The 11,480-nt window shown below is 46.1% G+C and carries 11 protein-coding genes and 1 pseudogene; 5 read left to right on the forward strand and 7 right to left on the reverse strand.

The window, feature by feature from the left end; translation table 11 throughout:
- Window positions 1-51: 51 nt before the first annotated feature.
- The 6 genes and pseudogenes from EHN13_RS13610 to cbpA all read right to left on the reverse strand — a co-directional run bounded on the left by EHN13_RS13610 (window position 52) and on the right by cbpA (window position 6,305).
- On the reverse strand, window positions 52-933 hold the full coding sequence (locus EHN13_RS13610) for a TIR domain-containing protein (RefSeq protein WP_124021559.1): 882 nt from the start codon (window positions 931-933) through the stop codon (window positions 52-54).
- Window positions 934-1,011: 78 nt separating this feature from the next.
- Complete coding sequence (locus EHN13_RS13615) at window positions 1,012-2,595, reverse strand: competence protein CoiA family protein (RefSeq protein ID WP_124021560.1); 1,584 nt, start codon at window positions 2,593-2,595, stop codon at window positions 1,012-1,014.
- A gap of 294 nt (window positions 2,596-2,889) precedes the next feature.
- Window positions 2,890-3,147, reverse strand: a pseudogene (locus EHN13_RS13620) (tyrosine-type recombinase/integrase); the annotation flags it as partial.
- A gap of 8 nt (window positions 3,148-3,155) precedes the next feature.
- Window positions 3,156-4,382, reverse strand: a complete 1,227-nt coding sequence (locus tag EHN13_RS13625) for a tyrosine-type recombinase/integrase (protein ID WP_123268189.1) — start codon at window positions 4,380-4,382, stop codon at window positions 3,156-3,158.
- 709 nt (window positions 4,383-5,091) lie between these two features.
- Window positions 5,092-5,385, reverse strand: a complete 294-nt coding sequence (gene cbpM / locus EHN13_RS13630) for a chaperone modulator CbpM (RefSeq protein ID WP_048212100.1) — start codon at window positions 5,383-5,385, stop codon at window positions 5,092-5,094.
- The gene (gene cbpA / locus EHN13_RS13635; RefSeq protein WP_048212099.1) at window positions 5,385-6,305 is read right to left on the reverse strand and encodes a curved DNA-binding protein; all 921 of its coding nucleotides are present in this window, start codon (window positions 6,303-6,305) and stop codon (window positions 5,385-5,387) included. The genes cbpM and cbpA overlap by 1 nt, the downstream gene beginning before the upstream one ends.
- A 274-nt stretch (window positions 6,306-6,579) precedes the next feature.
- On the opposite strand from cbpA, the gene EHN13_RS13640 reads away from it, so the two are divergent.
- Window positions 6,580-6,882, forward strand: a complete 303-nt coding sequence (locus EHN13_RS13640) for an antibiotic biosynthesis monooxygenase family protein (protein WP_124021561.1) — start codon at window positions 6,580-6,582, stop codon at window positions 6,880-6,882.
- A gap of 112 nt (window positions 6,883-6,994) precedes the next feature.
- On the opposite strand, the gene dsbA is transcribed toward EHN13_RS13640, so the two are convergent.
- On the reverse strand, window positions 6,995-7,618 hold the full coding sequence (gene dsbA, locus EHN13_RS13645; RefSeq protein ID WP_048212097.1) for a thiol:disulfide interchange protein DsbA: 624 nt from the start codon (window positions 7,616-7,618) through the stop codon (window positions 6,995-6,997).
- Between the two features lie 413 nt (window positions 7,619-8,031).
- Between dsbA and EHN13_RS13650 the strand changes: the two genes are divergently transcribed.
- Genes EHN13_RS13650 through EHN13_RS13665 form a run of 4 tightly spaced genes read left to right on the forward strand, consistent with a single transcriptional unit; the run spans window position 8,032 to window position 11,439 of the window.
- Window positions 8,032-8,394 (forward strand): hypothetical protein, encoded by a 363-nt coding sequence (locus tag EHN13_RS13650; RefSeq protein ID WP_048212096.1) that lies wholly within the window; start codon window positions 8,032-8,034, stop codon window positions 8,392-8,394.
- 48 nt (window positions 8,395-8,442) lie between these two features.
- Window positions 8,443-10,323 (forward strand): protein-disulfide reductase DsbD family protein, encoded by a 1,881-nt coding sequence (locus tag EHN13_RS13655; protein WP_124021562.1) that lies wholly within the window; start codon window positions 8,443-8,445, stop codon window positions 10,321-10,323.
- Entirely contained in the window at window positions 10,320-10,943 is a 624-nt protein-coding gene (locus tag EHN13_RS13660) for a DsbA family protein (protein WP_061067645.1), read from the forward strand. Before EHN13_RS13655 ends, EHN13_RS13660 begins: the two co-directional genes overlap by 4 nt.
- Window positions 10,933-11,439: a protein disulfide oxidoreductase gene (locus EHN13_RS13665; RefSeq protein ID WP_101741511.1), complete on the forward strand. Its 507-nt coding sequence runs from the start codon at window positions 10,933-10,935 to the stop codon at window positions 11,437-11,439. The genes EHN13_RS13660 and EHN13_RS13665 overlap by 11 nt, the downstream gene beginning before the upstream one ends.
- Window positions 11,440-11,480 lie beyond the last annotated feature (41 nt).

Below are 11,480 nucleotides of genomic sequence, written 5' to 3' on the forward strand. Positions count from 1 at the left end.
CTTTAAGGGAAAATGAAAGGGCCGTTAGGCCCTCTTGTTTAAATATTTATTTCATTTAAGTAATGACTCAAGTTGTTCAGCAATTTCATCAATGGTATTTATCGATGTATTTAATGCCATTTTATCTACTAGTGTAGGGCTGAATTTTAAGATATCAGATTTAGATACTTCGTGCCAGATTGGTAATATTACTTGGTCTTCACCGTTCATTTCTCTGGCAGTCAAACCATTTAATTCATACTCTGTCCAGTCCTTTTTGATAAAGGATTTAGATAAAACAACAACTCCAAACCGAGAGTTTGCTAATCCATAATCGATTGTCTTACGTAGACTTTTACCCCAACCTAAAGAGAATTCGTCATACCATACATTTATCCCTTTTGCTTTTAACAACTCAGCAAGGGGACGGACAAAACTATCTTTATCTTCTGTTGCATGAGAGATAAAAACATCATAACTCTCTAGAATATCTTCTGTCTCATCAGGTTTGTTGATAATTTGACGATTGAAATTATGGCTTGAAGATATTGCTCTTTTTTGTGATTCCAACTCCCTTGTGATTTTTTTCTGATGATCTAACTGTTCTTTTTCAATTTTCTTTTGAGCTGCAATCCTTTTTTTCTGCTCATTATCTTGCTCTTTAAGGAGTTGGACTTGATAACGATGTAAGTCTCCAGTTTTAGTTGCTATTTTTTTATTGATATCTGCTTTTTTAGAACTACATTTTGAAACGTCGTTATTATAACGATTGATTTCTGACATTTTTGAGTTCAAGGTGCTTAATGATGTCGATTTAGTGATACTACGTTCTATTTGATTTATTTTCCCTGAAAGTTGAGCTTCTTTACGTTGCTCGTCGGAAAGTTGTTTTTGTAAATTAGCAATGTCTTTTTGTAGTCTGTTGATATTTGACATGGTAGTACTTATTGACATTAGATGTTCTCCCAGACGATATTGTGTGCAATATACTACGTCGCTAATGAATTTTAAAGCTTTCTCTCGATGTTTTAATTACTCCACGGGCTGTAAAAATAATTGCCGTAGTGGGGTTTTCTTAATGATAATATCTCCAGTAGTTATTAATATACCTCTATCAATCAAAGGTTTTAGAGTCTCATGGATTATATGTCTTCTAAAAATAAGATGGCGATGAGGTAATTGAATGGTTTTCTTATTGGCGATTGCCTCTGCTTCTAAAAATATAAATTCAGGATCGAGAGGTAGGATGTTACTCATTTCATCAAATATGTTATAAACAGTAATGCTGCTTCCATTTGGTATATTATCTATTATGTTAAGCATAATGCTAATTATTAAAATTGACCATCTCTGGAACATCCACAGGCTGGGGGATTCTTTCATTTCTTTAAGCATTATAGGTAATTTGGGCCACTTCCTCTGCATGCTCGGAGTAAATAGATTATTGTTTATAAGCCATTTATTCCATGTACTGTAGTCTCTATTGAATAGTTCATCAGTCATGTCTAAATACTCATATGAGCGATTTCTCAATCTATTGCTCATATGAATTGTTAGGGATTTTGTGTGTATATTTTCTTTGCAATTTTTAATGAACTGAGATCGTAGTCGTGATTTTTCTTTTTCAAGTGATGGATATTTCAGCCAGCGCCATTGAGGTTTGTTACTATCTATAGGATAGAATCTTATAATTACACTTCCATCAAAATCATCCATCAGATTCAAATCAAATTCATTTAGTAAATATATTATCCATATATGAAATTCTTTCCCTTTATGCAAGGTGTCTCCACGTAGGATAAAACAATCATCGTTTTTTTGTATAACCGATATTTTATCAACGGCACGATTCTTCTTTTTGTAAAGGCAGAAGCTTTCAGTAAAAACCTCATTAGATTCTTCATAAGTTATATTCTCATGAATGCTTGGCAGGAATATGATTTTATTTTTCAGTATTTTATTGATTGAATTTAGTGTGTTTTTTAATCTTCTTGAATGTCTTTCATTTATTTCTTTTTCAACAGCGAACTCATGACATTCAATCGCTTTAATACACTCAGAGTAATAAAACCATTCATTGGGAACTTGATTGTTTTTAATACGTTGATACCATTCTTCTATCTCGATATCTTCAGAGTATTCAAACGCTAACTCTACTGCATTTATTTTGTTATTTTTAAAGTAACGTACTTTTTCAGGCTCGCATTTGTGTGTTACGCAGATCTCGACGATGTATAATCCAGTATCTGTGTTAAGACAGACATCTGACACATAGGTTCCAATTCTATGTTCTAAGGTTGCGGATAGTATTTTGGTTTTTACTAGTGGTGTTTTTAGCGTGTGATTCTTATACGCAAAAGTCATTTGAGGTATTGTTAATACATCTAAGCTAAGAAAATAATGTTGCATTGCTAAATGCAACTGTGTCATTCGGCAAGCACGTTTTTCAATAAGATTTCTATGGGCGAAATGATGCTTTTTTAATTTTCCACCATTGCGAGCAATTAATTCATCATTACATGACTTACATATGCAATTACACTTAGCTCCATTAGGAACATCATCAATATGCATGATCTGTTTTGTTTCTTTTTCCACAGCATATTCAATGATCACTACAAACTCCATTTCTTTACTATGACTGACTTGTCTAGATTAAATCCTTATATTGAATATGTCTACTGTATAAGGCAACGTAATCCTTAGCTTTCAGGTCTTTATTTGCTGCGAGCAAATTGAGATAGTATAACCATGTCATTAATATTGGTACCTAAATAGCTGTGCGGGATTGTAATCCATTTATAGCGTAAGGCTTTGGCGCTGTTTTCTCTTTCTGCCACGCTGTATCAGGTCTACGATGTATGCCTTTACGCAACATGTTACATGCCAGTCAGCGTAAGTGTAGTGGTATTAGATACAGCTATTTAGATAACAAATCCACCACTGCAACATCAGAAGGAGCTGATCAAGGTGCTTGGCCTTGTGGGTATAAGCAGCACGGACGCTATTGCTTTCCTTATGGCTCATTTGAAGCGCTACAGCGTCTTCTGACCACAAACCTGACTCAATTAAGGCACTACAGGCCAGCGTGCGAAAACCGTGTCCACAGATGTCCTGCTTCGTGTCATAGCCCATATTGCGAAGGGCTTTGTTGATGGTATATTCAGACAGAACAGCTAAACATGGGTAAGACAATAGCCCGACCACTCATCCATTAACGCCACACGCTTAGGCCATAACGTCCCACGTTGATATGCAGCCTCAGCCTTATCAGCTAACTGGTGAGCCAGCGCATGTTCAATCACCTCACGCTGATGATCTGTTGTTTCACCAGCCCAATCACGAAATGTTGAACGGAAGCCATGCTGTGTCAAACCACTGTGTCCCATCCGTTTCAATACAGCCAATAATGACATATCAGATAGTTGTCCACCTCTTGGGGCAGGGAATACGAGATTATTGTCCTTAAAGCGCGGTAAATCCTTTAACAGGACAATGGCTGCATCAGACAGTGGAACACGGTGTTCTTTCCCAGCCTTCATTCTGTTAGCGGGTATAGTCCATGTTTTACCTTTCAGATCTATCTCTGACCATTCAGCGCCACGGATTTCACCAGAACGGGCGACGGTCAGGATGGAAAACTCAAGTGCTCGTGCTGAAATGCCAGCTCGTTTCTGTAGTTCAGAGATGAAGGGTTTGATCTCACTGTAAGGCAATGCTGCATGATGCTTTTGTTGCTGAACCTTGCTTGGCATTGGCAGGAGAGGCTTAAGCATACCTTTCCATGCTGCAGGGTTATCACCTTCAAAGTATTCTTTCGCTTTTGCGTAATCGATGATCGCTTCAATACGACCGCGAAGACGACTGGCAGTTTCATTTTTCGTTAACCAGATCGGTTCAAGTATCGCTAATAGGTCAGTCTTTGTAATCTCAGCGATGGGTTTTTGAGCAATAACAGGATAAGCATACGTTTCCAGCGTGGACCGCCATTGAGCAATGTGTTTTTGGTTCTTTAGCTCTTTGGTTTTAATTGCGATAACGTCTTCAGCACAGCTTGCGAAGGATTTGTTCTTGTGCGCCAGACGTTCCTGATGCGCTTTTTGGGCGTGTTTTTCTGCAAGAGGGTCAATACCATTACGGATTTGTTTACGCAGCTCACGAGCTTTGTCACGCGCTTCCGCTAATGAAACTTCAGGGTAGGGGCCAAGACCCATGTTTAAACGTCTCGGAACGGTTCTTCCTAGAGCATTAACTCTTACTCCCATAGCGACGCAAAGCACCCATGAACGGGACTGGCCTCTGTTTCGAAGATACAGGCCGTCAACGCCACCGACGGCAAAAGAGCCTTCTTTTTTTAACTTAGCAACTGCTAGTCCGGTGAGTTCTTTTGCTTTTTTCGGCATAGTAAATCCTGTCATACAAACCGCCATGCATAAGGTACTGCATAAAATGTCAGATTTTTTCGAATGTAGCAAGACGTCCTCGAACAATCTATTTTGACAACACATTGTTTATTAATGATAAAAAATTACTTTTTCTGGCATTCTCGGACATTGATTTGGCGGACTACGCTTCCGCCAAACATGAAAAGGGGTTACCGAAAGGTAACCCCTTTTTGCTTTTGAAGCATTAGAATAGACTTGCAATCTTGACCAATCCCCTTATGTAACATTCAAACACTTGCCTACCCCAATCCCAGGCTTTTCTTTTTAGTGCTATACGCTGCAATTTAACTGCACATTGAAAGTCTTTCCATATTGGCGTGGCTGAAGGCATGGCCATGATGTATTCATGACCTGTAAAAGCCTTAACTGAACCCAGGCCAGTCCAGTAGTGTTTGCCTGGGGGGCAAGTTCAGATCATCAGCAAATTGATGCGTTGCGCAGAAGGACATTGTCGGTACTAGTGAGACGGTTACCCATAAACGTTATTTCTGGCTAAAAAGCTGACGCGGATAGAGTCATTCATCCACAGTTTTTCTGAATATCTGCCGGGCAGGTACCGAGCTGGGCAATCCGTAGCCGAGAAATCGAATCTGATGAGTTTGGTTCTTTATAAAAAATACGCCCTGCTTACCTGTAGGTGCGGCTCATCGCCGCACTCTTAACATATTCACGGATGGCTAATAAATCGGGACAGGCGTTGGCGCAAAAAGCGGTTTTCCTGCCGCAGTTGCGCGTTCTCCTCGAGCAACGTCAGTGCGACGGCAATTCCTGGCCAGTCAAGCGCCAGTTCATGGCGCAGACGCAGTGCGCGTTGCACCACGGTCAGTGCATGGTCATCAAAGGTCTCATCTTCACGGGGTTCGATTACCCCTAAACCGACAATTTCATTCAGTTCTTCTGCAGAAACACCGGTATGCAGACAAAACTCGGTAATGGTAAAGGTAACGGTCACGTTAGCCATTATGCTTTCCCCCACTCTTTGCGCGGATCAAAGGACTTCTGCGCATCCGCCAGCTGTTGCCACAAGGCGGCGCTGTTGTCGTCAGGTTTCGGCGGCATCACGATTTTGATGACCGCGTACAGGTCGCCAGTCTGTTTTTTTCCGACCAGACCTTTGCCTTTGATACGTAATCGCTGTCCAGCCTGGCTTCCTGCGGGGATGGTCAGCAAAATACTCTCTTTGAGTGTTGGTACAGTCACTTTTGCGCCCAATGCGGCTTCCCATGGGGCAAGCGGAACGACAACTTCCAGATCCTGATTAACAATATCAAACAGCGGATGCGGCGCGATATGAATCACCAGCCACAAATCACCGTTCGGGCCACCGTTTTCACCAGGGGTTCCCTGACCTTTCAGGCGAATGCGCTGCCCATTGCCGACACCGGCCGGGATCTTAACGTTGAGGGTTTTGGGGATTTCCCGCTCGATCATGCCAAACGCATTGTATACCGGCAGGTTGTAACTGATGGTGCGGCTATGCTCAGCAAGGGTTTCTTCGAGGAAAACGGCGACCTCGATTTCAATATCATGCCCGCGACTGGCGTGGCGCTGCCGTGACTGATGTGCGTGCTGGCCAAAAATTGAAGAGAAGATATCGTCGAAATCTTCAGCGCTGTAGCTTTGACCTTCTCCTTGCTGGAACTGACGATTAAACTGCGGGTCGTTGCGATGCTGCCACAGCTGGTCGTATTCGGCGCGGCGCTGTTCATCGCTCAGTACTTCCCAGGCTTCGGCAACTTCTTTAAAACGAGCTTCAGCGTCGGGTTCTTTGCTGACATCGGGATGGTATTTTCGCGCGAGACGACGGTAGGCGGTCTTGATTGTCTTGAGATCGTCTGTCGGCTTCACGCCCATAATGGCGTAATAATCCTTTAATTCCATAGCGTTCTCTCGTGTAAATCAACACATGAAGAAGGCAATCCCTCTCAAAAGGTATCACCGTTAAGTTTAGGGTAATCCCGATAGGCGCGAATGCCAACCATGAAAAAGGGGGGCGCAGGTCATAAAAGGGTCACCGGCTAATGCGGTGAGCCTGCTTGTTTATTTACCTGTCATACTCACATTTTCCCTTTTCACCAGACTGTTCGTTGTTGAGCGAAGCATCGCATTTTATCCAGTAATAGAGTGGCTGAAATTAACAAGGGAGAGATACTGAATGATCGCCGTTATTTTTGAAGCAGATGTGCATCCTCAGGCTGGAGAGCGATATCTTCAACTGGCCTCAGAGCTGAAGCTGTTGTTGGCAGAGATCCCTGGGTTTATTTCTATCGAACGATTTCAGAGCATTAATACGCCCGGGAAAATGCTGTCACTTTCATGGTGGGAGAATGAGGATGCAGTGCGCAGGTGGAAATGCAACGTCAGGCATCAGGCCGCACAACAGGAGGGTAAACAGTTGATTTTTTCATACTACAGAATACGTGTTGCCACTGTTTTGAAGGATTACGCCTCTGAATAAGGTTCTGCCAGCGTATATGACAGCTGACAGTCAACAATGTCTGCCTGTAGCAACAGGAGCCAGAACAGGCTCTGGCTCCTGTTGGTGGTGCGTCAGTAATATTAACGGCTTATCAAGGTCTGGAAAAAAGAAAACGAACGGTATCAGCGTAGTTCTGGACAAAAGCGTTAACGTTATCTGATTTTAATCCTTTCGGGTTAATCATATATTTACCCTTGATAAAGATAGCCGGTACACCTTTCAGGTCTACCGCTTTAGCCAACTCCTGTTGCTTCGCCGTTAATGATTTTACGGCAAAGCTATTCCATGCAGCATCATAGTCATTTGCACTGACACCAGCGCGGATAAATACATTGCGAATATCATCTGCTGTTTTAACAGTTTGTTTTTTCTGCACGGCATCAAACAGTAAAGGTTTTACTTTATCTTCCACGTTTAACAGCATAGCGACAGACCACGCGTGCGTCATCTCCGGCCCCAACGGACCTAAGAAATCAACGTGATAGTCAGTAAGTTTGACATCAGTAGGTAATGCTTTTTTCACATTATCAGTGACTTCCAGAACTTCATCGTATTGGTAGCATGAAGGGCAATAAAATGAAAAGAACTTAAGCGCAGCGGGCGCTGACGCAACTGGCTTTTCAAGTGAAATATATTCCTTGCCATCGGTAAATGTTGCTGCCTGAACGCTCACAGTAAAAATCAGGCCTAGAAGAGGAAGTAAGATTTTTTTCATTTCCATATACTCTAAATAACATTTAACAAACAATTGTTTTGATGATGAACATAATGTTCATGGCGGTAAGTTATAATACAATATTTATCCGAAAATGTGCTGGCCCTTACTTTCATTTACGCAGGCATATCTACTGGCATACTTGTCATTCAATTTCATGGTCAGTGGTGAAATACTTGTAGGGACGCTTTGTGAATAGTAAATAATAAACCCCGTGATATTTTTAGCTTTGTTTTATTAGCGCCATTATTTTGCAATAATGAAATTAATTAACAATATTAATTATCATTTCTGGGCAGCGCGCTGGGGCGGAATGAGAATTGACCGGCCTCTGCCGACATAACTTTACAGGGTAAAGGTTGCCAAAACCTCGCCAGTGACTAAGATAACTCGCGTCAATCAGTGAGGGTATAATGGCGAAACGTCAACGGATGGGATGGTGGTTCCTCTGCCTGGCATGTGTTGTGGTGATGGTATGCACCGCGCAGCGCATGGCGGGTCTGCACGCGTTGCAGATGAACACCACGACCACTGCTGTTGTCGCGAGCGCCCAGGCCGATACCGATGAAGCTTCGCCCGTTACGCCTTGTGAGCTGAGCGCAAAATCATTGCTGGCTGCACCGCCAGTATTGTTTGAAGGCGCGATTCTGGTGCTATGTTTGCTGCTGTCGCTGTTGGCACCCGTGCGGGCATTTCGCCTACCTTTTTTCCCTCCGCGCGCTATCTCGCCGCCCACTCTCCGGGTGCATCTCCGATTTTGCGTCTTCCGTGAATGACAGAACAGCCGTTGCTGACTGTTAGATAATTATTCACGGAGAAAAACTATGATGACTGTTTTCAGGCAGGCACTGCTCTGTCTGTTATTGCTATGGCTGCCCGTATCCTGGGCAGCTGAACCCGGCTGGCTGCGTTCACCCGATAACAATCACGCCAGTGTGCGGTTACGTGCCGATACAGCAGCTGACGGTGAAACCCGTCTGCTGCTCGATGTTAAACTGGAGGATGGCTGGAAAACCTACTGGCGATCGCCGGGTGAGGGAGGCGTTGCGCCTGCTATCGCCTGGAAAGATAAAATGCCTGCTGTTGATTGGTACTGGCCGACTCCCGCGCGTTTTGAGGTCGCCAATATCACCACCCAGGGATATCTCGATAATGTCACCTTCCCGATGGTAGTACGTGGCACCACGCCAGCCGCTCTTAACGGTGTATTGACCCTATCAACCTGCAGCAATGTCTGCCTGTTAACGGATTTTCCCTTTTCCGTGACGCCGAGCGTCCAGGACCCGTCTTTTGCTCATGACTATGCGCAAGCGATGGGGCAGATACCGCTGGCTAGCGGGCTGACCGATGCGCTTAGTGCCGGGGCGCGAGCCGGAGAGCTGGTGGTTGAGGCTCGTCGTGCGGGGGGCTGGTCTGCGCCAGGCCTGTACCTGGACACCGTTGATGATGCGGATTTTGGTATGCCGCAAATCCGCGTAGAGGGCGAAATACTACGGGCAACGGTTCCGGTTCATGACAGCTGGGGGGAAGGGGCGCCGAATCTTCGTGGTAAACAACTTACACTGGTTCTGGCTGATAACGGCGTTGCACAGGAAAGTCGTCTTACGATTGGCGAAGCCCCGGTTATTGAAAACGCTTCACTCCCGCTGTGGCAAGTGACGCTTATGGCGTTATTGGGCGGTTTGATTCTCAACCTGATGCCCTGCGTTTTACCGGTTCTGGGCATGAAGCTGGGCTCGATTTTACTGGTTGAGGAGAAAAGCCGTCTTCAGGTTCGCCGCCAGTTTCTGGCATCGGTGGCTGGGATCCTGGTCTCTTTTATGGCTCTCGCGCTGCTGATGACGGTGCTGCGCCTGACCAATCAGGCGCTTGGTTGGGGGATCCAGTTCCAGAGTCCGTGGTTTATCGGCTTTATGATGCTGGTGATGCTGACGTTCAGCGCCAGCCTGTTTGGGCTGTTTGAATTTCGCCTTCCTTCAGCAATGACCACCATACTGGCAACTCGCGGCGGTAACGGCTTGTCAGGGCATTTCTGGCAGGGCGCGTTTGCGACGTTGCTTGCCACGCCGTGCAGTGCGCCGTTCCTGGGGACGGCAGTGGCGGTGGCGTTGACCGCCTCGCTGCCGACGCTATGGGGGCTGTTCCTCGCGCTCGGGCTGGGGATGAGTTTGCCATGGTTGCTGGTGGCACTGCGTCCGGGTCTGGCGCTGCGTCTGCCGCGTCCGGGGCGTTGGATGAATATCTTGCGGCGTCTTCTTGGCGTGATGATGCTTGGCTCGGCTATTTGGCTGGCAACATTGCTGCTCCCGCACCTAGGGTTCGCAAGCCAAAGTACAGCCAAAGAGAGTGTGAACTGGCAACCGCTGAGCGAGCAGGCCATTGAAGATGCACTGGCTCAGCATAAGCGCGTAGTTGTAGATGTGACGGCTGACTGGTGCATTACCTGTAAAGTCAATAAATTCAATGTTCTACAAAAAGAAGATGTCCAGACTGCACTGCAACAACCCGATGTGGTGGCTCTGCGGGGTGACTGGACGCTGCCCTCTGAAGCGATCACCGAATTCCTGAAAAAACGCGGCCAGGTTGCTGTGCCGTTCAACCAAATTTATGGTCCCGGTTTGCCGCAAGGTCAGGCATTGCCGACGTTGTTAACCCGCGATGCGCTGCTGAATACACTGGCCGATGCCAAAGGAGTGAACCCATGAAAATGATGATTGTCCTGCTGCTAACCCTGTTTTCTGCCGTCAGCGTGGCGAAAGAACCTGCACCGTTTACCCCGGAACAGGAAAAGCAAATTGAAGCATTAATTCAGGAAGCCCTGTTTAACGATCCCAACAGCCCGCGGATTGGCGCAAAGCAGGCAAAACTGACCCTGATAAACTTCACCGATTACAACTGCCCATACTGCAAGCAATTGGATCCGATGCTGGAAAAAATTGTACAGAAATATCCTGATGTGGCGGTGGTGATTAAACCGCTGCCGTTTAAAGGGGAAAGTTCGGTTCTGTCGGCGCGAACTGCGCTGACGACCTGGCGTGAGCATCCGCAGCAGTTTCTGGCGTTACATGAGAAACTGATGCAGAAGAAGGGCTACCACACGGCAGTGAGTATTAAACAGGCACAGGAGAAAGCCGCTGCCAGCCCTGTGACGCTGGATGCACAAAGTGAGGAGACGCTGAGCACCAACCTGCAACTGGCACGTCTGGTCGGTGTGCGAGGCACGCCTGCAACGATTATTGGCGATGAGCTGATCCCGGGTGCAGTACCGTGGGAAACACTGGAAGAGGTGGTCAAAGAAAAGCTGGCGGCCGCAAATGGTCAGTAAACTGCGCCGCTGGCTGCGCGAAGGACTGATCTTACTGGTGTTATTCGCCGGGGCGATGTTGTTGATGGATGCCTGGCGAGCGCCCCAGCTTCCCGTAGCGTTTGACAGTACGCCTTTGCAGACGCTGGATGGTGAAAACGTTACGCTGGCCTCGCTCAGCAAAGAGGAGCCAGTGCTGATCTATTTCTGGGCGAGCTGGTGCGGCGTGTGTCGGTTCACAACACCGGAAGTCGCCAGACTGTACTCAGAAGGCGAGAACGTGATAACCATTGCGCTGCGTTCTGGTAATGAGGCGGAGGTGACGCGCTGGCTGGCGCGTAAAGGCGTAGACTTTCCCGTCATCAACGATGCCGACGGGACCATCTCCCGCAGCTGGGACATCAGCGTCACGCCAACGCTGGTCGTGATGTCGCACGGTCGCGTGGTGTCGACAACCAGCGGCTGGACCAGTTACTGGGGAATGAAGCTACGCCTCTGGTGGGCAAAAAACGTCTGATTCTGATGCCGGGGAAACCCGGCATTTTTTTTACGATAAAA

Source organism: Citrobacter youngae (assembly GCF_003818115.1).
GTDB lineage: Bacteria > Pseudomonadota > Gammaproteobacteria > Enterobacterales > Enterobacteriaceae > Citrobacter > Citrobacter youngae.